The 20,878-nt window shown below is 71.7% G+C and carries 19 protein-coding genes; 8 read left to right on the forward strand and 11 right to left on the reverse strand.

Going from position 1 to position 20,878, the window contains the following annotated elements:
• Positions 1–18: 18 nt before the first annotated feature.
• Positions 19–258, reverse strand: coding sequence for a hypothetical protein (locus tag ACFFXY_RS13070; protein WP_382350918.1), 240 nt, complete (start codon positions 256–258; stop codon positions 19–21).
• Between the two features lie 231 nt (positions 259–489).
• Between ACFFXY_RS13070 and ACFFXY_RS13075 the strand changes: the two genes are divergently transcribed.
• Entirely contained in the window at positions 490–1,596 is a 1,107-nt protein-coding gene (locus tag ACFFXY_RS13075; protein ID WP_382350920.1) for a phospholipase D-like domain-containing protein, read from the forward strand.
• Between the two features lie 45 nt (positions 1,597–1,641).
• On the opposite strand, the gene ACFFXY_RS13080 is transcribed toward ACFFXY_RS13075, so the two are convergent.
• The 3 genes from ACFFXY_RS13080 to ACFFXY_RS13090 all read right to left on the reverse strand — a co-directional run bounded on the left by ACFFXY_RS13080 (position 1,642) and on the right by ACFFXY_RS13090 (position 4,993).
• Positions 1,642–2,601 (reverse strand): carbohydrate ABC transporter permease, encoded by a 960-nt coding sequence (locus tag ACFFXY_RS13080; protein ID WP_382350923.1) that lies wholly within the window; start codon positions 2,599–2,601, stop codon positions 1,642–1,644.
• Complete coding sequence (locus ACFFXY_RS13085; RefSeq protein ID WP_382350925.1) at positions 2,598–3,575, reverse strand: carbohydrate ABC transporter permease; 978 nt, start codon at positions 3,573–3,575, stop codon at positions 2,598–2,600. The genes ACFFXY_RS13080 and ACFFXY_RS13085 overlap by 4 nt, the downstream gene beginning before the upstream one ends.
• 86 nt (positions 3,576–3,661) lie before the next feature.
• Entirely contained in the window at positions 3,662–4,993 is a 1,332-nt protein-coding gene (locus ACFFXY_RS13090) for an ABC transporter substrate-binding protein (RefSeq protein ID WP_382350928.1), read from the reverse strand.
• 336 nt (positions 4,994–5,329) lie between these two features.
• Here ACFFXY_RS13090 and ACFFXY_RS13095 point away from each other — a divergent pair, with 336 nt between their 5' ends.
• Positions 5,330–6,676: a GH1 family beta-glucosidase gene (locus ACFFXY_RS13095; protein ID WP_382350931.1), complete on the forward strand. Its 1,347-nt coding sequence runs from the start codon at positions 5,330–5,332 to the stop codon at positions 6,674–6,676.
• Positions 6,677–6,694: 18 nt separating this feature from the next.
• Here the strand turns inward: ACFFXY_RS13095 and ACFFXY_RS13100 are convergent, their stop codons facing one another.
• Entirely contained in the window at positions 6,695–7,264 is a 570-nt protein-coding gene (locus ACFFXY_RS13100) for a thiamine phosphate synthase (RefSeq protein WP_382350934.1), read from the reverse strand.
• Between the two features lie 158 nt (positions 7,265–7,422).
• On the opposite strand from ACFFXY_RS13100, the gene ACFFXY_RS13105 reads away from it, so the two are divergent.
• Both ACFFXY_RS13105 and ACFFXY_RS13110 read left to right on the forward strand, forming a co-directional pair.
• Positions 7,423–8,205, forward strand: a complete 783-nt coding sequence (locus ACFFXY_RS13105; RefSeq protein WP_382350937.1) for a maleylpyruvate isomerase family mycothiol-dependent enzyme — start codon at positions 7,423–7,425, stop codon at positions 8,203–8,205.
• Positions 8,206–8,359: 154 nt separating this feature from the next.
• The gene (locus tag ACFFXY_RS13110; RefSeq protein ID WP_382350940.1) at positions 8,360–9,643 is read left to right on the forward strand and encodes a YibE/F family protein; all 1,284 of its coding nucleotides are present in this window, start codon (positions 8,360–8,362) and stop codon (positions 9,641–9,643) included.
• Here ACFFXY_RS13110 and ACFFXY_RS13115 read toward each other — a convergent pair.
• Positions 9,640–10,560 (reverse strand): LysR family transcriptional regulator, encoded by a 921-nt coding sequence (locus ACFFXY_RS13115; RefSeq protein ID WP_382350943.1) that lies wholly within the window; start codon positions 10,558–10,560, stop codon positions 9,640–9,642. The two genes, ACFFXY_RS13110 and ACFFXY_RS13115, sit on opposite strands and share 4 nt — an antisense overlap.
• Before the next feature lie 101 nt (positions 10,561–10,661).
• Between ACFFXY_RS13115 and ACFFXY_RS13120 the strand changes: the two genes are divergently transcribed.
• Complete coding sequence (locus tag ACFFXY_RS13120; protein ID WP_382350945.1) at positions 10,662–11,915, forward strand: pyridoxal phosphate-dependent aminotransferase; 1,254 nt, start codon at positions 10,662–10,664, stop codon at positions 11,913–11,915.
• A gap of 60 nt (positions 11,916–11,975) precedes the next feature.
• On the opposite strand, the gene ACFFXY_RS13125 is transcribed toward ACFFXY_RS13120, so the two are convergent.
• The 3 genes from ACFFXY_RS13125 to ACFFXY_RS13135 form a co-directional block, all read right to left on the reverse strand.
• Positions 11,976–12,335 carry a DUF1707 domain-containing protein gene (locus ACFFXY_RS13125; RefSeq protein WP_382350947.1) on the reverse strand — a complete coding sequence of 120 codons (360 nt, stop codon included), beginning with the start codon at positions 12,333–12,335 and terminating at the stop codon, positions 11,976–11,978.
• A gap of 166 nt (positions 12,336–12,501) precedes the next feature.
• A complete protein-coding gene (locus ACFFXY_RS13130; protein WP_382350949.1) occupies positions 12,502–12,792 on the reverse strand; it encodes a 4a-hydroxytetrahydrobiopterin dehydratase in 291 nt (96 codons plus the stop codon).
• Between the two features lie 26 nt (positions 12,793–12,818).
• The gene (locus ACFFXY_RS13135; protein ID WP_382350952.1) at positions 12,819–13,430 is read right to left on the reverse strand and encodes a carbonic anhydrase; all 612 of its coding nucleotides are present in this window, start codon (positions 13,428–13,430) and stop codon (positions 12,819–12,821) included.
• Positions 13,431–13,633: 203 nt separating this feature from the next.
• On the opposite strand from ACFFXY_RS13135, the gene ACFFXY_RS13140 reads away from it, so the two are divergent.
• Entirely contained in the window at positions 13,634–14,308 is a 675-nt protein-coding gene (locus ACFFXY_RS13140) for a winged helix-turn-helix transcriptional regulator (protein ID WP_359953225.1), read from the forward strand.
• Between the two features lie 12 nt (positions 14,309–14,320).
• Here the strand turns inward: ACFFXY_RS13140 and ACFFXY_RS13145 are convergent, their stop codons facing one another.
• Positions 14,321–15,136, reverse strand: a complete 816-nt coding sequence (locus ACFFXY_RS13145) for a putative hydro-lyase (RefSeq protein ID WP_382350955.1) — start codon at positions 15,134–15,136, stop codon at positions 14,321–14,323.
• A 234-nt stretch (positions 15,137–15,370) separates the two neighbouring features.
• Between ACFFXY_RS13145 and ACFFXY_RS13150 the strand changes: the two genes are divergently transcribed.
• Both ACFFXY_RS13150 and ACFFXY_RS13155 read left to right on the forward strand, forming a co-directional pair.
• A complete protein-coding gene (locus ACFFXY_RS13150) occupies positions 15,371–18,403 on the forward strand; it encodes an AfsR/SARP family transcriptional regulator (RefSeq protein ID WP_382350958.1) in 3,033 nt (1,010 codons plus the stop codon).
• Between the two features lie 86 nt (positions 18,404–18,489).
• Positions 18,490–19,470, forward strand: a complete 981-nt coding sequence (locus ACFFXY_RS13155; protein ID WP_382350961.1) for a zinc-binding dehydrogenase — start codon at positions 18,490–18,492, stop codon at positions 19,468–19,470.
• 48 nt (positions 19,471–19,518) lie between these two features.
• On the opposite strand, the gene ACFFXY_RS13160 is transcribed toward ACFFXY_RS13155, so the two are convergent.
• Positions 19,519–20,709 carry an MFS transporter gene (locus ACFFXY_RS13160; protein WP_382350964.1) on the reverse strand — a complete coding sequence of 397 codons (1,191 nt, stop codon included), beginning with the start codon at positions 20,707–20,709 and terminating at the stop codon, positions 19,519–19,521.
• Between the last annotated feature and the right edge of the window lie 169 nt (positions 20,710–20,878).

Raw genomic sequence — 20,878 nt, forward strand, 5'->3', positions numbered from 1 at the left:
GTTCTCGCTCGGCGCTCCTCAGAGCATCATCGACGAGTCGGCGTTGCCGCCGGACGCGAAGATGAGGAGCATCAGGACGCCGACCGCGACCAGGAGGAGGATGCCCAGCATCAGCCAGGCGTTGCCGGCCAGTTCCGGCTGTCGGGGCTGGTCCTCCGCGAGGACCTGGGGTTCGCCGTGTTCGGACTCCTGCTTCACCGACTCGGTGAGCGTCTGACGGAACTCCTCTGGCAGTTCGCTTGCCGCATACGAGCTCATGGGTCTCTCCTGACGACGAATTCCGGGTTGCCGTTCAATTGTCGAGAGACCGTCGGCTATCCGACCGACGTTTCCCAGAATCCGCCTGACAACAACGCGATTTCGCCCTGGTGGAAATTACACCGCCGTGACCGCCCTACCTCGCCGAACGTCCTATAGCCGACAGAAGTCTCCCCGCGTCACGTAAGACGTGACATCTTCATGTCCAGTACGACCGACGGGAGTCCTGGCATGAACCGCAAGCTCCTCGCGCTGGCCGCGGCCGGCGCCCTCCTCATGGCCGCCGTCGTGCCCGCCCCGGCCCAGGCCGGGGTCACCGGGTGCGTCCGCACGGGCAGCTACACGGTGTGCCGCGCGAACCCGGGCGGCGACCGCAAGGACAGCACGATCATCGACGAGATCGTCAAGCAGATCAACGCGACCGGCAAGGGCGACACCGTGCGGGCCGCGGTCTACCAGTGGTCCCTCGACAAGCCCGTGACGCCGCTGGCCGAGGCGATGGTCGCGGCCGAGGGGCGCGGCGTGGACGTGCGGGCCGTCGTCGGCCAGCTCAGCACCAAGCCCTCCGCGAACGACCCGGTCATCAGGAAGCTGAAGAACGCGGGCGTCAAGGTCAAGCAGTGCGAGGGCGGGTGCCTGCCGAACGCGGACGGGACCCGGGGCGGCCCCGACCACAACCGGTTCTTCCTCATCGACAAGGGCGGGCAGCCCACGGTCCTGGTGACGAGCCTCAGCTTCGTGCGCTCGCACACGACGCAGGCGAACAACATGCTCGGCGTCCACGGCGACCGCGAGCTGTTCGACTTCTACACGGGGTTCTGGAACCGCCTGTACTCCGGGAGCTGGGACGGGTGGACCGACAAGAACAAGGCGACCACCACCGACCTCGCGCGGGCGTGGGTGTTCCCGCGCGGGACCGACCCCGTCGCCGAGCAGCTCGGGGAGATCACCAAGTGCGGCGAGGGCGACCGGGTCCTGGTGGGGCACGCGAACTTCCAGTCCAACCGGCCCGCGGTCCGGTCCCAGCTCGACCGCGTCCAGGGGCTCGGCTGCCAGGTGCGGGTCGTGGTCCTCGACGCGGCCACGAGCAGCCCCGGATGGCTGGAGGACAAGCTCGGGGCGTCCAATGTGCGCGTCCACGACTCGATGCGCAGCAAGTTCATCGTCGCGGAGGCCACCTTCGGGGGCACGCACCGCGCGGTCGTGTGGACCGGGACGCACAACCTCCAGGGCAACGCGATGAAGCACGCCGACGACAACCTGCTGCGCGTGGCGAACCAGGACGTCGCGGACCTGTACGCGGAGTTCTTCCAGGAGCTGTGGCGGGGCGCGAGATGACGGAGCGGGGAGGGGCCGCGGCCCCTCCCCGCCCTCGATGCAGTGCTAGCCCTTGACCGAGCCCGCGAGCAGCCCGCGCACGAAGAAGCGCTGGAGCAGCAGGAACACGACCAGGGGCACGATGATCGCGATGAACGCCGCGGCCGGGAGCCGCGTCCAGCCGAAGCCCCACGTGCCGGCCATGTCGCCGAGGACGGCGGTCAGCGGCCGGGTGGCCTCGCCGGGGGCGAACGTGCGGCCCACCAGGAAGTCGTTCCACACCCACAGGAACTGGAAGATCGCGATCGACGCGATCGCCGGGGTCACCAGCGGGAGCACGACCTTGCGGAAGATCTGCGAGTGGCTCGCGCCGTCGATGCGCGCGGCCTCCATGACGTCCGAGGGCAGCTCCCGCATGAAGTTGTGCAGCAGGAACACCGCCAGCGGCAGGCCGAAGATCGAGTGCGCGATCCACACCTGGATGAGCGTGTTCACCCCTTCGAGGTCCCAGGCCGGGATGAGGGTGATCCCCCCGATGTGCAGGCCCGAGCTGAAGATCGACAGCAGCGGGATCAGCGCCATCTGGAGCGGCACCACCTGGAGCGCGAAGATGCCCACGTACAGGACGTTGCGGCCGCGGAACTTGATCCACGACAGCGCGTACGCCGCGAGGGCCGCGAACGCGACCGGCACGACCACGCCCGGGATGGTGATGACGACGGTGTTGATCAGGTTGATGATCAGCCCGCCGCCCTGCGAGTCCGAGTAGAGGACGTAGTTGTAGTTGTACAGCGAGATCGAGCCCGGGTCGGCGAAGAAGTTCCACCACCCGGAGGTGCGGATGTCGTCGTCGGGGCGCAGCGAGGAGATGAACAGCCCCGCCGTCGGGATCGTCCACAGCGCCGCGATGAGGACCGCGACGACGCTGGCGACGCGGCTGGACAGGACCCGCCGCAGGCGCTCCCCGCGGGTCTCGCCGATGCGGGCGGCGGACTGTGCGGCCGGTTCGGCCGTGCGGGTGCTCATCGGGTCTCCATTTCCTGGCGGCGCATGTTCCGCACCTGGTAGATGACGACGGGGACGACGAGCAGGAACAGCAGGACGGCGAGGGTGGCGCCGCGGCCGCGCTCGAAGAGGCGGAACGCCTGCTCGACCATGTTGTGCGCGAGGACGTCGGTGCCGTGGTGGCCCTGGGTCATGGCGCGGACGATGTCGAACAGCTTCAGCGTCGCGATGAAGACCGTGACCGCCACGACGATGATCGCCGAGCGGATCGACGGGACCGTCACGTTCCAGAAGATCTCGCGCGGGTTGGCGCCGTCGATGCGGGCGGCCTCCACGATCTCCAGCGGGACGCCCTTGAGGGCGGCCGACAGGACGACCGTCGCGAAGCCGACCTCGATCCACACCAGGACGACCATGAGCAGCAGGTTGTTCCACGGCTGGGCGTTGAGCCAGTTGACCGGGTCGCCGCCGAGCCACACGAGGATCTGGTTGAGCAGGCCGATCTGCTCGCCGCCCGTGCCGTTGTACTGGTAGACGAACTTCCAGATGATGGAGGCGCCCACGAAGGAGATGCCCATCGGGAGGAAGACCAGCGCCTTGTAGACCTTCTCGCCCGCGCGGCCGTCGATGAGGACGGCGTACACGAGGCCGAGGGCGGTCGACACCAGCGGGACGATGACGATCCACAGCGCGGTGTTGACGAGGATCTGGAGGGCGTCGGGGTCGGTGACGGCCCAGACGTAGTTGTCGAGTCCGACGAAGTTCTCGGTCTTCGCGTCGTAGAACGACATGACGACCGTGCGGATCGCCGGGTAGACGAGGCCGATGAGCAGGAAGAGCACGGCCGGGGCGAGGAAGACGAACGCGACCGCGCGGTTGCGGTCGCGTCGCGAGGCGAGTTCGGCGAGGCCGTAGAGGGCCAGGAGGACCGCCGCGAAGGCGACCAGGCCGATGCCGAGCAGGCCGAAACGGTCGAGGATGGCGGAGATGTTCACGTCGAGCGGCTCCAGTTGTGTCCGGGCAATGGGCCGAGCGGGGCCGGTGGACCCCGCTCGGCTACTCGTTCAGTTGCACGGGCCGGCTACGGCCAGGAGGCCTCGATGTCGTCGGCCATCTGCTGCGAGGTCTTGTCGCCGTCGACCCACTGGACGATGCCGGTCCAGAAGGAGGACGCGCCGACCGCGCCGGGCATGAGGTCCGAGCCGTCGAAGCGGACGGTGACGGCCGGGTCGGTCAGGATCTCGGTCGCGAACTGGTTGATCGGCGTGGTGGCGTTCGCCGGGTCCACGCCCTGGCGGGCGGTGCTCCACGGGCCGGTCTGGAGGCGGGCGTTGTGGTACAGCTCGGAGGCCAGGAACTGGCGGAACGCCTCAGTGGCCTCGGAGTCGGAGAACGCGGCCACGAACTCGCCGCCGACGAGCATGGTGTTGTCGCCCTCGTTGGTCTCCGGGAAGCGGAACGCGAACACGTCCCCGTCCTCGGCGACGTTCGTCCCGGCCGGCCACATCGCGCCGTAGAAGGACGCCTGGCGCATGAACGCGCAGTCGCCGGTCTGGATCGGGAAGCCCGCCTCCTGGAAGGCGGTGGAGCTGATCGTGTCGGTGCCGCCGTAGACGTAGTCCTCGTTCTTGAGGATGGAGCCGGCCTTGTCGATGGCCGCGACGATCTGCGCGTCGTTGAACGGGATCTCGTGGTTGACCCACTGGTCGTACAGGTCGGTGCCCTCGCGGAGGACGATGTCCTCGATCCAGTCGGTGCCCGGCCAGCCGGTGGCGCCGCCGGACTCGAAGCCGGCGCACCACGGGGTGGTGCCGTTCGCGGCGATCTCGTCCGAGAGGGTGATCAGCTCGTCCCAGGTCTTGGGGACCTCGTAGCCGTTGTCGGCGAAGAAGGTCGGCGAGTACCAGATGAAGGACTTCGCGTTCGAGGAGTGCGGCGAGGCGTAGAGCGTGCCGTCGATGGTGCCGTAGTTGACCCAGTCCTCGGTCCAGCCCTCGGTGGTGAGCGCGGTGAGCTCCTCGGAGGCCGGGACCAGCGTATCGGTGAAGTTCGACATGAGGCCGGGCTGCGGGAACAGGGCCACGTCGGGCGCGTTGCCGCCGTCGACGCGGACGGCCATGTCGGACTCGAACTCGCCGGTGCCCTCGTACTGGACGTCGGCGCCGGTGCAGGACTCGAAGTACTCCCACGCCTCGGTCATCTCGTCGGCCTCGGCGTCGCGGATGGAGCCGAGGACCGTGACGGTCTCGCCCTCCAGGTCGCCGTAGGACTCGTAGTTGGCGCAGTCGGTGGCGTCGTCGGGGACGGCCCCGCGGTCGTTGTCCTCCTCCTCGGGTGCGCCGCACGCCGCCGCGGCGAGCGCGAGGACGCTGGCGGCAGCCGCTAGACAGGAGATTCTTCGGGTCTTGCTCATCGGGGTTTCCCTCTCTTCGCAGGTTTCACGCGCCCGGCAGGCCGGCTGCCTCCCTGCCCCAGACCCTCGGTGAAACCGCTCTCATCGGTTCCACCCCAGGTAGGGGCTGCCTCACCCGCCGCTGTGGCGACGCTGGCAATGGTGCTCTGGGTAACAGTGAATGTCAAGTGTGCATTGCCGAATCGTTACCGGGCGCGATTGGATCGATATGTGTGGCTACCCGTTCGATGGGAGCGATTCCAATGGCGTATCATTCCGGAGCCCGGCAACTCGTTTCCATCCAGCGCCGCGCCGCGGAGGAACCCCCGGCTGCGCGGCGGAGAAAGGTGCCTTCCGATGACGCAGCTGACCTTCCCCGAAGGATTCCTGTGGGGGACCGCGACCGCCTCCTACCAGATCGAGGGGGCGGCGAACGAGGACGGCCGGGGCCCGTCCATCTGGGACACGTTCTCGGCCACGCCCGGGAAGACCTGGCGCGGGCAGTCCGGGGCCGTGGCCTGCGACCACTACCACCGGCTCGACGAGGACGTGGCGCTCATGGCCTCGCTCGGCGTCGACACCTACCGGTTCTCCATCGCGTGGCCGCGCATCCAGCCCGACGGCTCCGGCCCGGCCAACCCCGCCGGGCTCGACTTCTACGACCGCCTCGTCGACAAGCTCGTCGCGGCCGGGATCAAGCCCATGCCGACGCTCTACCACTGGGACCTCCCGCAGGGCCTGGAGGACCGCGGCGGCTGGCCCGAGCGCGCCACCGCCGAGCGGTTCGGCGAGTACGCCGCGATCGTCGGCGCCCGCCTCTCCGACCGCGTCCACACCTGGTGGACCCTGAACGAGCCGTGGTGCGCCGCGTACCTCGGCTACGGCAACGGCCACCACGCCCCCGGGCGCACCGAGCCCGCCGCCGCGCTCGCGGCCGTCCACCACCTCAACCTCGGCCACGGCCTCGCCGTGCAGGCGCTGCGCGCCGCCGGGGCGGGCCAGGTGTCGATCGTGCTCAACCCGACGCAGGTCCGCGGCGAGGAGGAGGCCGTGCACACCGTGGACGGCATCGCCAACCGCGTGTTCTTCGACCCGATCCTGCGCGGCGAGTACCCGGCCGAGGTCATCAGCCGGACGCAGCACCACACCGACTGGTCGTTCGTGCAGGGCGGCGACCTCCAGGCGATCAACCAGCCGATCGACCTGCTCGGCGTCAACTACTACAGCCCGACCTGGGTGCGCGCCAAGGCGGGCGAGCCGGAGAGCCCGGTCGGCCCCGGCACCGTGGACGTGGAGACGTACACGCCGGAGGGCCTGGACGCCACCGACATGGGCTGGGCGATCGACGCGACCGGCCTGACCGACCTGCTGGTGCGCATCCACAAGGACTACGGCGTCGCCACGATGGTCACCGAGAACGGCGCGGCCTACCCGACCGGTCCCGGCGAGGACGGCGAGGTCGACGACGTCGAGCGCGTCGCCTACCTGCGCTCCCACATCGCGGCCGTCCACGACGCGATCGGGGCGGGGGCCGACGTGCGCGGCTACACCGCCTGGTCGCTCATGGACAACTTCGAGTGGGCCTTCGGGTACGACAAGCGGTTCGGCATCGTCCACGTCGACTACGCGACGCAGAAGCGCACCCCGAAGTCCAGCGCGAAGTTCTACTCGAAGGTCATCGCCGCCAACGGCCTCGACCGCTAGCGGCCGCGTCCGGAAGGCTCAGACCAGGGCGCCCCGGAGCGCGCGGACCGCGTGCTCCGGGTCGTCGGCGCGCATGACCGCGCCCATGACCGCGACCCCCGCCGCGCCCGCCTCCCGCGCGGCGAGGGCCCGGTCGGGGCCGTTCACGCCGCCGAGCGCGTACACCGGGACGGGGGTCCCAGCGCAGACCCCGGCCAGCGCGGCGGTCCCGATCGCGGGCCCGTAGCCGGGTTTGGAGTCGCTGGCCCACACTGGGGAGTACGTGCAGTAGTCGAGGTCCGGGTCGATGTCCTCCCCCGCGTGGACGGAGCGGCCGACGAGGACCGGTCGGGGTGCGGGGACGGGCCGGGCGGCCGAGAGGTGGGCCGCGGCGACGGGCGCGCCGGGGTCGGCGACGATGAGGACGCCGCCGTACTCGGCGACGAGGAGGCCCAGCTCGGCGGCGAGTTCGTGCCGCTCCTCCCATGGGAGGTCCTTGTCGCGCAGGACGAGTGCGAAGGGTCCGCCGCGCAGCGCGAGCGCGACCTGGTCGGCCAGGGGGCGCGGGCACCCGTGCCGGTCGGTGACGACGATGAGCCGGTGCTGCATCCCCCGAACTTACGCCCCGCACGGGAGTGCCCGGGGGACTCCCGTGGTGAACGATCCCATTGATGTCCGACTCGCCAGTGCTGGGCCGGTTTAACGCTTCTGTATCGGTCCACCGCCGAACTTGCGTAATTCACGACACAGGTGCGAAACTTCAGGGGATGAACATCGGCGATCAAATCAACGTGCTGCGGACCGAAGGGGAGCGGATCGCTGTCGCTGGTGGGGAACTCGCATTGAACGCGCTCGTGCCCACCTGCCCGGGCTGGATCGTCAAGGATCTCTTGACCCATATCGGGACCGTCCATCGCTGGGCGGCGGCGATCGTGGGCGGAGCCCTGCCCTACGATCCCCGAAAGCAGGACTTCCAGCGGATCGTGGGGCCCACGCCCCATGACGACCTGCTGGTCGACTGGGTCCGGGAGGGTCTCCTGCGGCTCGCCGCCGCGCTGGAGGCGGCTCCCGACGACCTTCAATGCTGGCAGGTGTTCCCCGCTCAGTCCTCACGGCGCTTCTGGGTCCGCAGACAGGCCCACGAGACGACCATCCACCGCGTCGACGCCGAACAGGCGCGAGGCGACGAGATATCACCGGTCGGCCCCGATTTCGCGGCCGACGGCATCGACGAGCTGCTGCTGGGGTTCCACGGCCGCCCGTCGAGCAGGGTGCGGGCACTGCGGCCTTCAGTGCTCCACATCCACGCCACCGATCTGCCGCCGGGACGCGGCGACTGGTACGTCCACCCCACCGACACGGGTCCGCTCGTGACGTTCAGCGAGGTCGAGTCCCCGCACTGCGTCATCGAGGGCCCGGTGGAGCTGCTGTACCTGGCGCTGTGGAACCGGCTTCCCTTCGACGACCTCGCCGTACACGGAGACCCGGCACTGCTCCACTTGTGGCGCAATTACTCCGCGGTCCGGTGGGTCGACCCGGTGGACGTCTGAGGCTCTGGCGTCCGAGGCCCTCACCCTCGGCGGCTGGAGCGCTGCAGGACGGGTCCGCAGGTGACCGGGGCGGTTCACGGCGTTCGTCCGCTGTGGGCGGCTCCGGGCGCGCTGCTGCGCGCCCGGGAGGGGGCGGGACCGTAAGCTCTCGGACGTGAACGACGATCCTGAGAAGCACGGGCCTTCGGGGCACACTCACGGCCACGTCATCCCCAACGACGCCGTTCCCCGTGCGGCGCTGTGGATCCTGATCCCCGCGGCGATCGCCACGGTCATCGGGATGGTCCTGCTGTGGCCGCAGGGGGTCGAGGACGCGGCGATCGACGAGTACGGCACGGAGGTCGACGGCCGGGTCATCGCCGTCACCGAGACCGAGTGCAGCGCCGAGGAGGCGGAGGTCGTCGACGCGTGCGGCGAGGTGGTCGTGACGATCACCAGCGGCGACCTCGCGGGCGAGGAGGCGGTGGTGGACCTCCCGAGCGGGCCGGGCGCGCCGGTGGTGGCCGCGGGCGACGACGTCATCCTCATCTACACGCCGGAGTCGGTGTCGGGCCAGCAGTTCCACATCATCGACCACGACCGGGCCGGGGCGCTGTGGGCGCTGGTGATCGCGTTCGCGCTCGCGGTGGTGGCGTTCGGGCGGTGGAAGGGGCTGCGGTCGCTGGTGAGCCTGGGCCTGACGTTCGCGGTGGTGCTGCTGTTCATGGTGCCCGCGGTGCTCGACGGGTCCTCGCCCGTGCTGGTGGCGATCGTCGGCGCGGCCGCGATCATGCTGGTGTCGCTGTACCTGGCGCACGGGTGGAACCGGACGACGACGGTGGCGGTGGTGGGGACGCTGGCGTCGCTGGTGCTGACGGTGCTGCTCGCGGAGGCGGCGGTGCGGCTCGCGGAGTTGAACGGGGTGCTCGACGAGAGCACGACGAACCTGGCGCTCCAGTACCCGATCGACATGTCGGGGCTGCTGCTGGCGGGCATCCTCATCGGCGCGCTCGGCGTCATCGACGACGTGACGGTCTCGCAGGCGGCCACGGTCGACGAGGTGGCGAAGGCGAACCCGAAGTGGGGGCCGGCGCGGCTGTACAAGTCGGGGATGCGGGTCGGGCGCGACCACCTGACGTCGGTGGTGAACACGCTGGTGCTCGCTTATGCGGGCGCGTCGCTGCCGCTGCTGGTGCTCATCGCGGCGGCGAACCGGCCGCTGGAGCAGGTGCTCACGAGCCAGACGATCGCCACGGAGATCGTCAGGTCGGTGGCGGGCACGCTGGGCCTGATCGCGGCGGTGCCGATCACGACGTGGCTCGCCGCGTACCTGGTGCGGTGGAGGCCGAAGCCGAAGGGCCCGAAGGAGCCCAGGGAGAAGGAACCGAAGCGGCCCCGGCCGAGGCCGGACCAGGGGTGGGACGCGGAGGAGTCGCCGTACCCGCCGTCGCACCTTTAGAATCGCTCGGCGGCGGTCATGAGTTTGCGGGCCGCCTGGTGGAGGGCCTGGAGGACCGTCATGACGGCGGGGCGGCCGGTGGAGGCGGTGCGGTGGACGACGTAGACGTCGCGGCCGGGGAGCTCCTCGGCGATGGCGCGGACGGCGACGTCGCGGCGTTCGGCGGCGGCCATCCACGGGGCGACGGTGACGCCGAGGCCCTTGGCGACGAGGGTGAGGATCGTGTCGAGGCCCTCGAACTCCGAGACCGGCGCGGAGATGCCCTCGGCGCGCCAGAGCCGGTCGAGCGCCGTGCGCGAGGGCTCGCCCGCCGGGGAGGCGATCCAGGACTCCCCCGCCAGCTCGTGCGCAGACAGGACCTCCTTCGAGGCCAGCCGGTGCTTCGCGGGCAGGACCGCCACGAGCGGGTCCTTCACGAGGTGGTGGAAGGTCAAGGGCCCCACGGCGGCCGGGCGGCGCTGGCCCGACCAGTCGTCGATGAGCGCCAGGTCGATCTCCCCCGAGCGCACGCGCGCGAGCGACTCCGAGACCGTGTGCTGCTGGCGCAGGACCATCTGGAGCTCGGGGTGGCGGCGCAGGCGGCGCACGATCGGGCCCGCCAGCGCGACGGCGACCGTGGGGAACGCGGTGACGGTGACCCTCCCGCGCGGTTCGGCGGACTCGGCGGCGAGGTCGGTCTCGGCGGCGTCGATGGCCTCCAGGATGAGGGCGGTGTGCTCGACGAGGCGGCGGCCCGCGTCGGTGAGCTGAGCGGAGCGGGCGGTGCGTTCGAGGAGCGAGACGCCGGCCTCTTTCTCCAAGGCGGCCAACTGCTGTGAGACCGCGGAGGCGGTCTGGCCGGTCGCGACGGCAGTGGCGGATATCGATCCCTGGGCGGCGAACTCGTAGAGGAGTCGCAGGCGGCGAACATCGAGCATAAGACAATCTTATCCTCGGCGAAAGATAGAAATACTTGCGATGATGCTCCGGTTGGAGGAGTCTGGGTCCCGTTCAGACAGTCTCCAACGAGGAGTCACCCGTGACCGTCTCCGCCACCCTCGCCGCCAACGAAGCGATCGCCGCCCGCCGCGCCGCCGGGCAGGAGGTGCTCGCGCTCGGGTTCGGGGAGGCGGGAATCCCCGTGCACCCCTTGCTGAGGCAGCGCCTCGCGCAGGCCGCCGGCCAGATCGCGTACGGCCCCGTCGCCGGGACCGACGCGGCCCGCGAGGCCGCCGCCGGGTACTGGACCCGCCGCGCGATCCCCACCGCCAAGGAGCAGGTGCTCCTCGGCCCCGGATCCAAGCCGCTGCTGTTCGCGCTCCTCCACGCCGCCGGGGGCGACGTGGTCCTCCCCAAGCCCGCGTGGGTGTCGTACGGCGCGCAGGCCGAGATGCTCGGCCGCGAGCCGATCCGCGTCCCCGTCCCGCAGGGCGAGGGGGGCGTGCCCGACGCCGACGCCTTGGACGCGGCCGTGCGTGCAGCCCGCGCCGCCGGGCGCGACCCGCGGATCGTCGTGGTCACCCTGCCCGACAACCCGACCGGGCGGCTCGCCTCCGAGCAGTCGGTGAAGGCCCTGTGCGAGGCCGCGCGGGAGCTCGACCTCATCATCGCGGCCGACGAGATCTACCGCGACCTCGTGTTCGAGGCCGGGACGTTCCCCTCCCCCTCGGCGTGGGCGCCCGAGCGCACCGTGTCCACGACGTCCCTGTCCAAGAACTACGCGCTCGGCGGCTGGCGCATCGGGGCGGCGCGCTTCCCGGACTCGCCGCTGGGCGAGCGCCTGCGGGAGTCGGTGCGCGGCACGGCCTCCGAGCTGTGGTCCTCGACGCCGATGCCGATGCAGCACGCCGCCGCGTACGCGTGGTCGGACCCGCAGGAGCTGGTCGACCGGGTCGCACTGGCGCGGCGCCTGCACGGGTCGGTGGCGAACGCGGTCGCGGAGGTGTTCGCGGGCGCGGGGTGCGAGGTGATGCCGCCGCAGGGCGGGTTCTACGTGTGGCCTGACTTCGGGCCGCTGCGGGCCTCGCTCGCCGCCCGCTGGGGCGTGGCCACGAGCGCGGACCTCGCGGAGGTCCTGCTGGAGCGGTTCGGCGTGGTGGTCCTGCCGGGCAGCGCGTTCGGGGACGACCCGGAGGCGCTGACAGTGCGCGTGGCGGTGCCGGGCCTGTACGGCGAGAACGACTCTGAGCGGCTCGCGGCCCTCGTCTCGGACGAGCCCGCGTCGATGCCGTGGATCGGCGACGCCCTGGAGGGGCTCGCGCAGAAGCTTCGGACGCTCACCGCGCCCGAGTGATCGCCGGGCGGCGCTGCCGAGGCCGATGCGGCAGCGCTGCCCGGTTCAATTCGCGTTGTCTCAGTTCACGTTGTTCGCGATGGCGACGACGCCCCAGACGACGACCGAGACGGCGATGAGCGCGGCGACGAGGAACGCGATGCCGACGAACCGCTGGATCTCCAGTTCGTGGCCTTCGCGCACGGGCCTGCGCCAGCGCCCGTAGCGCCAGTGGTCGCGGCCCTGCTCGTAGTCGGTGGCGAAGTCCTCAAGGAGGGCTTGGAGGTCGGCGAGGGTCTCGGCGCGGCGCACGAGCTGGCGGCGGAGGCGGAACTCGGCGGTGTCGATCGCGCCGCGGCGCCTGGCCTGCGCGAGGCGGTAGAGGGCCATGCGGCGGTGGGCCCTGGTGGGGCGGATGGCGAAGGCGTCGACTGCTTCCATGGCGTGTGCTCCCGAACGGCCGGTGTCCGGCGGGGTTCCCCGCCGGACCGGTCCGTACACATCGGGACGTCGCCCGGATCTCGTTGCGCGCCAGGGGCCTCGGATCGAGATCGATCGAGCGCGGAAACTCAGTCGAGGAGGCCGCAGGCCGATCGAGCGCGGAGACTCAGTCCAGGAGCGCGTTCACGGCTTGGGCCAGGTCCGTGTCCTTCGCGGAGACCTTGCTGCCCGCCGAGTGGGTGGTGACCGAGACGGTGAGCTTGTTGTAGTTGATCGTCAGGTCCGCGTGGTGGTTGCGGCGCTCGGAGAGCAGGCCGACGCCGGTGGCGGCGGCGAGGGCCTGGAGGTGGCCGTCGAAGGTCCAGGTGCTCTCCAGGCGGTCGTGCTCGTGGCTCCAGCCGGGCAGTTCGGAGAGGGCGAGTTCGATCTCGGCCCCGGTCAAGGGTTGGTCGCTCATACCCCGATTGTGACAGCCCGGGGCGGTCAGTTCTCCTCGATGAGCGTCACGCGGCCGGTGTCCAGGTCGTAGACGGCCCCGGCGATGAGGACGCCTTCGAGGTTCTCGCGGCGGCCGAGGTCGGCGACGGTGCGGCGGACCTGGAGGCGCAGGGCCTTCGGGGCCGCGTCCTCGCCGTCCGCGGTCTCGGCGAGCGCCTGGGACGCGGGCTGCCAGAGCTGCTCGACGAGGTAGTCGGTGCGCGGGTCGTGGGTGTCGTCCTCGACGGCGTGGAGGGCGGCGTTGATCGCGCCGCAGCGCTCGTGGCCGAGGACGATCACGAGGGAGACGCCGAGCTCGGCGGCCGCGAACTCCAGGGAGCCGACGGCGGCGCGGTCGGGCACGTGCCCGGCGGTGCGCACGACCAGGAGCTGCCCGAAGTCGCAGTCGAACACGGACTCGGCGGTGACGCGGGAGTCGATGCACGTGAAGACGGCGGCGGTGGGCTTCTGCCCGAGGGCGTGCTGGCGCGCGGAGGTGATGTCGCGCTTGAAGCGGGGCTCGCCGGCGACGAATCGGCCGTTGCCCTCCAGGAGCGCGACGAGCGTCTTGGCGGCTTCGTGGTGCTCCATCAGCGAGGAGGCGGTCAGTTCAGGCACGCCCTGAATGGTGCCGCATGATCCGAGGAGGCGCAAGCGCGACGGGCGGGACGTCACGCACCTTTTACCGACCGCACGTTACCGTTCCGAGATCTTGTGGTCATTTCCCAGGACTTGTCGCTCGCGGAACGGGACCATAGGATGAACGGGAACTACCGCGTTGCCGTTCACCTGCGGGTTGATTCCCTTTCCTGGAGGCCACCGTGCGCACCTACGGCGAAGGCTGCCCCGCGGCCCACGCACTCGACCTCGTCGGCGAGCGCTGGTCGCTCCTCATCGTCCGCGAGCTGCTGCTCGGCCCCAAGCGCTTCACCGACCTCCGCTCGGGCCTGCACGGCGCGAGCGCGAACGTGCTGTCACAGCGGCTGCGCGAGCTCGAAGCGGCCGGGGTCGTGGGGAAGCGGCGGCTGCCGCCGCCCGCGGCCTCGAAGGTGTACGAGCTGACCGAGTGGGGCCGGGAGCTGGAGGGCCCGATCGTGCTGCTGCTGCGGTGGGGCGCGCGGTCGGCGGCGATCCCCCTCGATGCGCCGATGGGCGCGGACGCGCTCATCCTGTCGATGCGGTCGCTGTTCATGCCGCAGGCGGCGCAGGGCTTCGACGCGGCGTTCGAGCTGTGGGTCGGGGACAGGCCGTTCATCGCGGAGATCATCGACGCGCAGCTCATCCTCGCGCCGGGCCGGCCCGAGCATCCGCACGCGGTCATCAGGACCGACGCGGAGACGCTCAAGCGGCTGACCCTGGGCGGGCGCAGCCTCGACGTGTCGATGCACGCCGGACGCGTCACCGTCCAGGGAGACCAGGCGATGGCAGAGCGGTTCCTGGGAATGTTCCGCCTCCCGGAGCCGGCCGCGGCCTCGGCCTCGGCGGGCGCGGTGTGACCGTGCCGCCGCTCATCGGACGGTCCTGAACTCGCCGGTGTCCGTCGCGCGGGCGCGGCGGTCGGTGATGAGCATGTGCCCGGGCGCGTGGGTGATCGCGAAGGGCAGCTTGGCCTTCACCACGGCCTCCTGGAGGGTCACGCCGCAGGCCCAGAACACGGGGACGTCGCCGTCGTGGAGGCGCACGGGGTCGCCGAAGTCGGGCTTCGCGAGGTCCCGGACGCCGATCATCGCGGGGCTGCCGACGTGGACGGGGGCGCCGTGGGCGAACGGGAGCTCCATGGTGATCTGGGCGGCGCGGGCGACGAGGTCGGTGGGGACCGGGCGCATCGACACGACGACGGGGCCGCGGAAGCGCCTGGCGCCCAGGCATTTGCGGTCGGTGCGGTACATGGGGACGTTGACGCCCTGCTCCTGGTGGCGCAGCGGGATGCCGGCGCGCTCCAGGAGCGGCTCGAACGTGAAGCTGCACCCCAGCAGGAACGTGACCAGGTCGCGGTCCCACAGGTCCGCGACGTCGGTGCGCTCGGCGACCATCTGGCCGCGGCTCCACACCTGGTAGGCGGGCAGGTCCCGGCGCAGGTCGGCACCCTCGGCGAGGTCCGTGGTGAAGCGCCCGGCGCCCACCACGTCCAGGAGGGGGCAGGCCCGCGGGTTGCGCACCGCGAAGCGCCGCAGACTGATCGCGTACCGGCGGGGCACGCTCACCAGGTTCGCCTGGACGTACCCGTGCGACCAGCCGCTGGTGTGGGCCACCAGCCCGTCCCTGAACCTGGCGCGGGCCTCGCGGGGGCTGGTCTGCGCTTCGGGACGTTGTCTCGTGAACATCGCTCCTCCTCGTTCTGCTGCTCGATGTGTCGAGAATCCGATACAAGGAGGTCAACACGTTCACGAGTGCTTCACGAGCAGGGTGCGCATGCAGGCCGCGCCGTGTGCGGCACCGCTTGTCCGCTGAGCGGATCGGCTTGCGAGCGTTCCCAAATGATCAAGATATGCCCATAGACTGGAGCGAACCGCTAATACCGGCCGGCCGCACCTCGACTCCCCCTGGAGGTGGCGCCCTTGGACTTCGGCATCCTCGGCCCGCTGCAAGTGGCATGGGAAGGCCTGCCCGTGCCGCTGCCCGGCCGGACCCTGCCCAGGCTCTTCGCCGTGCTCCTGCTGGAGCCCGGCAGTGTGATCCCCCTGCACCGCCTGGTGGACGCGGTGTGGGACGACGACCCGCCCGCGACGGCGAGGCGGCAGATCCAGAACACCGTGGCGACCGCGCGCGGGCTGTTGCTGCGGGCCGGGACGAGCGAGCTGGAGACCGTCGGCGACGGCTACCGGCTGCGGGTCGGCCCCGAGAAGCTCGACTCGCTGCGGTTCCAGCGGGCCGCGCGCATCGCCCGCGAGCAGGTCGCCGCGTCCGAACCCGAAGCGGGCCTTGAGAGCCTGCGCGAGGCCCTGGACCTGTGGCGGGGCCCGGCCCTCGCGGGCCTGAACGGGCGGCTCATCGAGGCGGGGGCGCTCCGGTGGGACGAGGAGCGCGCCGCCGCCGAGGAGGCCCGCGCGGAACTGGAGCTGCGGCTCGCGACCGGCGCGCCCGTCGTCGCGGACCTGCGGCGGGTCCTGGAGCGGCACCCGTACCGCCAGCACGCGGCCGAGCTGCTCATGACCGCGCTGTTCCGCGAGGACCGGTCCGCGGAGGCCCTCGACGCGTACGACGCGATCCGCCGCCAGCTCGCCGACGAGCTCGGCATCGACCCCGGGCAGCGCCTCAAGGACCTGTACACGGCGATCCTCCGCGACGACGCGTCCCTCAGGGCCGCACCGAAGGCCGCGTCCGGGCGGTCGCTCCCGGCGCCCGCGCAGCTCCCCGCCGACTCGATCCACTTCACCGGCCGCGCCGGCCAGCTCGCGGCCCTCGACGCGCTCACCGGGCCCGGCCCGCACGTCGCGGTCCTCTCCGGGATCGGCGGCTCCGGGAAGACCACCCTCGCCCTGCACTGGGCGCACCGGGTGCGCGAGCGGTTCCCCGACGGGCAGCTGTACGTGAACCTCCGCGGCTGGGACCGGACCGCGCCGCTCACCCCGCTGGACGTGCTCGCGGGGTTCCTGCGGGCCCTCGGCGTGCCCACCGAGGCGATCCCCTCCGACGTGGACGAGGCGTCGGCGCTGCTGCGCTCGCGCCTGGCCGACACGAAGACCCTCGTCGTCCTCGACAACGCCCGCAACTCGCAGCAGGTCCTGCCGCTGCTCCCGGGCACCGACGGATGCGTCGCGGTCGTCACCAGCCGGTCGAGGCTCCCCGATCTGGCCGCGCTGCGGGACGTGCGGCAGGTGACCGTGGGGACCCTCGGCACCCCCGACGCCGTGCGGCTCCTGGAGAGCCTCATCGGGGCCGCGCGCGTCGCCGCCGAACCCGAAGCGGCCGAGCGGATCGCGGAGCTGTGCGACGGGCTCCCCCTCGCCCTGCGGATCGTCGGCACCAACCTCGCCGCCCAGCACCTGACGCTCGCCGAGACCGCCGCGGCCCTCGCCGGGCGCGACCGGCTCGCGCACCTCGCCGTCGAAGGCGACCCCACGACCACCGTCGCCGCCGCGTTCGACCTGTCGTTCCAGGCCCTGGACCCCGAGGAGGAGCTGCTGTACCTCAACCTCGCGTTCCTGCCCGGCGCGGACTTCTCCAAGGGCCTGGCGACGTCCCTCGTGTCGTGGGACCCGCCCGCCGCCGAGCGGCTCCTCGCGCGCCTCGTCACCGCCCACCGGATCGACGAGTACCGGCCCGGCCGCTACCGCTTCCACGACCTGGTCCGCGAGTACGCCCGCCGCAAGGCCGAGACGGTCTTCGACCCCGCCGCGCTGCAAGGGCTCCGGGAGCAGGTCGTGGAGTGGTACTGCCGCGGGTCGGCGCGGCTGCCGGTCGAGGAGTACCGGAACATCGTGGCGACGTTCCTCGAATGGAACGGGCACGCGAAGGTCTCGCGGCTCCTCGCGCGGCTCATCGCGTTCGCCGACGCCGGGTACCGCGAGGAGGGCCCCGACCGGCGCACCCTCACCGAGTCGCTGTACGAGCTGCCCGAACTCGCGCACGTCGCCGAGCGCGGCATCGAGAGCGGCGTCAAGTCCGACGACCCGATGGACGCGGTGCGCGCGTACGCGCTCGCCGACGCCGTCGCGTACGCCTCCGGGGAGCTGCACCAGTCGCTCGCGTACGCGCAGAAGACCCTCGAATACCTCAGCCGAACCCCGCACGGCGACCGCACCGGCAAGGCCCGCAACGACCTCGGGACGACCCTCACGCACCTGGGCCGGTACCGGGAGGCCGTGTCGCTCCTGCGCGAGGCCGTGGGCGCGGCCGAGCGGTCCGGGAAGTGGTACGTCCACGTGGAGGTCCTCACCTCGCTGGGGACCGTACTGCGGCGCATGGGGATCTTCGCCGAGGCCGAGACGCTCCTGCTCCGGGCCCGGGACCTCGACGCGGCGTCCCCCGAAGGCCCGACCAGCGTCTACCCGCTGCTGTCGCTCTCGGAGCTGTACATCGACCAGGGGCGCGTCTCGGCGGCCGAGGAGCTGTGCCGCGAGATCGCCGAGCTGCTGCGCGACCACCCGTCGAAGTACTACCGGGCGCGGCTGTACTTCCGGCAGTCGGCGGTCCACCGCGCCGACGCGGACTTCGCGCGCGCCGAGGCCGCCGTGCTCCACGGCCTCGAACTCGTCGAGCAGGCCAACGGGTGGCGGCACGTCCTGGTGTACACGTACTGGCTCGCGGAGATGCACGTCGACTCCGGCCGCCTCGACCAGGCCCGCGACGCGCTCGACCGGGTCGCGCGCCTCGACCGGTTCCACACCTCCGAGACCCTCGCCGTCAAGGCCCGCGTGCTGTGCAAGCTGCACACCGAGGACGGGAACCTGCGCATGGCCGTCAAGATGGGGCGGCAGGCGTGCGACGTGTTCGGGGCGATGCCCGACCCGCTGCGCCAGGCCCGGAGCCTGCGCGCGCTCGCCCGCGCGTACGAGGCGGCGGGGGCGTCGTACGAGGCCGCGCAGTGCGCCGTCGAGGCGAGGGAGCTGTTCGAGGCGCTCGGCGTCGACCCCTCGCGCCAGGCGTGAGGAGGCTCCAGTCGGTCGACGGATGCGATGCCAGTCGGCCCGTCCCTACTGTTGCGGCACACCCACCGACATGGAAGAGGCACGACATGCACGCGATCCGGCACCACGAATTCGGCGGCCCCGAAGTCCTCCGGTACGAGGAGGTCGCCGACCCCGAGCCCGGCCCCGGTCAGGTCCGCATCGACAGCCGGGCCGCGGGGGTGCACCTGCTCGACACGAGCTTCCGCAAGGGCGCCAAGGACAGCCCCTACCCGCTGCCGGACCTGCCCGCCGTTCCCGGGCGCGAGGCCGCCGGGATCGTCGACGCCGTCGGCGAGGGCGTGGACCCCTCGTGGCTCGGCAAGCGCGTGGTCGCGCACCTCGGGTTCGCCTCGGGCGGGTACGCCGAGAAGGCCGTGCGCGAGGTCGAGTCCGTGCACGAGCTGGCCGAGGGCGTGGACTTCGGGGAGGCAGTGGCGATGATCGGCACCGGCCGGACCGCGCTGCTCATCCTCGCCGTCGGGCCCGTGAAGGAGGACGACGTGGTCGTCGTCCCCGCCGCCGCGGGCGGGCTCGGGACGCTCCTGGTGCAGGCCGCGAAGAACGCGGGCGCGTACGTGATCGGCCTGGCGGGCGGGATCGACAAGGTCCGGCAGGTCGCCGCCAACGGCGCCGACGCCGCGATCGACTACAAGGCCGCCGACTGGACCGACGTCCTCGACCGGGCTTTGGAAGGGCGCGAGGCGTCCCTGTTCTTCGACTCCGTGGGCGGCGAGGTCGGCCGCGCGGTGTTCGAGCGGCTCGGGTTCGGCGCGCGGATGGTCGTGTTCGGCTGGTCCGCGGGGAAGGCCACCGAGGCGACGGTGGCGGAGATCGTCGGCCGCGGGCTCGCCGTCTCCGGCGCGCTCGGGCCGAAGCTCGTGCAGCGGATGGGCGGCATCCGGGCCCTCGAAGAGCGCTCGCTCGCCGAACTGGCCGCGGGGCGGCTGCGCCCGGCCGTGCACACCTTCAAGCTCGCCGAGGCCGCCGAAGCCCATCGCGCCCTGGAGAACCGGGGCACCACCGGCAAGGTCGTGCTGATCCCCTGAGACACGCGGAAGGCCCCCGGCAGATGCCGGGGGCCTTCGCCGTGCGGTCTAGGAGGCGGTGACCAGGTCCGCGGGCTCGATGTCCGGGACCTGCGCCTCGGCGTGCGCGCGGGCCAGCGGGAACGACAGCACCAGGCCCGCCAGCGCGAGGCCGACGCCGACGAGGATCGGCGCGGTCAGGCTCAGGCCCAGCGAGAGCGCGAGGCCGCCGAGCCAGGCGCCGTTGGCGTTCGCGAGGTTGAAGGCCGCGTGGTGCAGCGAGGACGCCAGCGACGGGGCCGAGTGGGCGCCGTCGAGGAGCAGCCGCTGCATGATCGGGCCGACCAGGGACGAGGACGTCGCCATGAGCAGGACCCCCAGGACCGCCAGGGCCGGGTTGGCCATGGAGAAGTACATCGCCAGGAGCACGGTCGCGATCGTGGCGAACGCGGCGAACAGGCCCTGGATCGGGGCGGCGTCGGCGATGCGGCCGCCGATGACGTTGCCGAGCGTGAGGCCGACGCCGAAGACCGCGAGGGTGATCGCGATGGCGAGGGCGTTCATGCCGGTGACGTCTTCGAGGATCGGCGTCAGGTAGGTGTAGGCGGCGAACATGCCGCCGAAGCCGACCGCGCCGGTCACGAGCGGGAGCACGACGCGCTTGGAGCGGATCGCGCGGATCTCGTCGGAGGCCTTGGTGGCCACGATGACCCCGCGCGTGTCGGGGACGGTCGCCCAGATCGCGGCGGCGGCGACGACGCCGAGCGCGGCGACGGCCGCGAAGATCCAGCGCCACGAGATCTGGCCGATGAGCAGGGCGCTCACGGGGACGCCGACGATCGTGGCGACGGTGAGGCCCGACATGATCCCGGAGATCGCGCGGGCGCGGCGGTCGTAGGACACGAGGCTGGCGCCGACGACGGCGGCGGCCCCGAAGAACGCGCCGTGCGGCAGGCCCGCGACGAAGCGCGAGCCGAGCAGGAATCCGAAGTCGGGGGCGAGCGCGGTCGCGACGTTCGCGCCCGCGAACGCCAGCATCAGGCCGATGAGCAGCGGCTTGCGGGGGACGCGGGTGGTGGCGACGGTGAGCAGGGGCGCGCCGAGGACGACGCCGACCGCGTAGGCGGAGACGGCGAGGCCGGCCTGGGCGAGGGAGACGCCCTGGGAGGCGGCGACCTGGGGCAGGATGCCCATGATCGCGAACTCGGCGGTGCCGATGCCGAACGCGCCGATGGACATGGCGAAGAGAGGCATGCGCATGGTGTGCAGCTCCGGTGGGATGAGAAGGAGGGTGAGAACGCTGAGGCTGTCACCGGCTGCTTCCTTGCCGAACCGGTCGCTGTCATAACGGGGAGGAGGGCTCCTCCGCGTCCAAGCGTAATAACACTCGCCGCACGAGTAAAAGTCCCTGGAGTGAAATCCCGGCGTG

This window comes from Glycomyces mayteni (assembly GCF_042428885.1).
Lineage (GTDB): Bacteria > Actinomycetota > Actinomycetes > Mycobacteriales > Micromonosporaceae > Glycomyces > Glycomyces mayteni.

Excerpts from the sequence above, each read along its gene's own strand:
- ACFFXY_RS13070 (WP_382350918.1), bottom strand. The coding sequence starts at position 258 with ATGAGCTCGTATGCGGCAAGCGAACTGCCAGAGGAGTTCCGTCAGACG.
- ACFFXY_RS13075 (WP_382350920.1), top strand. The coding sequence starts at position 490 with ATGAACCGCAAGCTCCTCGCGCTGGCCGCGGCCGGCGCCCTCCTCATG.
- ACFFXY_RS13080 (WP_382350923.1), bottom strand. The coding sequence starts at position 2,601 with ATGAGCACCCGCACGGCCGAACCGGCCGCACAGTCCGCCGCCCGCATC.
- ACFFXY_RS13090 (WP_382350928.1), bottom strand. The coding sequence starts at position 4,993 with ATGAGCAAGACCCGAAGAATCTCCTGTCTAGCGGCTGCCGCCAGCGTC.
- ACFFXY_RS13095 (WP_382350931.1), top strand. The coding sequence starts at position 5,330 with ATGACGCAGCTGACCTTCCCCGAAGGATTCCTGTGGGGGACCGCGACC.
- ACFFXY_RS13100 (WP_382350934.1), bottom strand. The coding sequence starts at position 7,264 with ATGCAGCACCGGCTCATCGTCGTCACCGACCGGCACGGGTGCCCGCGC.
- ACFFXY_RS13105 (WP_382350937.1), top strand. The coding sequence starts at position 7,423 with ATGAACATCGGCGATCAAATCAACGTGCTGCGGACCGAAGGGGAGCGG.
- ACFFXY_RS13115 (WP_382350943.1), bottom strand. The coding sequence starts at position 10,560 with ATGCTCGATGTTCGCCGCCTGCGACTCCTCTACGAGTTCGCCGCCCAG.
- ACFFXY_RS13125 (WP_382350947.1), bottom strand. The coding sequence starts at position 12,335 with ATGGAAGCAGTCGACGCCTTCGCCATCCGCCCCACCAGGGCCCACCGC.
- ACFFXY_RS13130 (WP_382350949.1), bottom strand. The coding sequence starts at position 12,792 with ATGAGCGACCAACCCTTGACCGGGGCCGAGATCGAACTCGCCCTCTCC.
- ACFFXY_RS13145 (WP_382350955.1), bottom strand. The coding sequence starts at position 15,136 with ATGTTCACGAGACAACGTCCCGAAGCGCAGACCAGCCCCCGCGAGGCC.
- ACFFXY_RS13155 (WP_382350961.1), top strand. The coding sequence starts at position 18,490 with ATGCACGCGATCCGGCACCACGAATTCGGCGGCCCCGAAGTCCTCCGG.
- ACFFXY_RS13160 (WP_382350964.1), bottom strand. The coding sequence starts at position 20,709 with ATGCGCATGCCTCTCTTCGCCATGTCCATCGGCGCGTTCGGCATCGGC.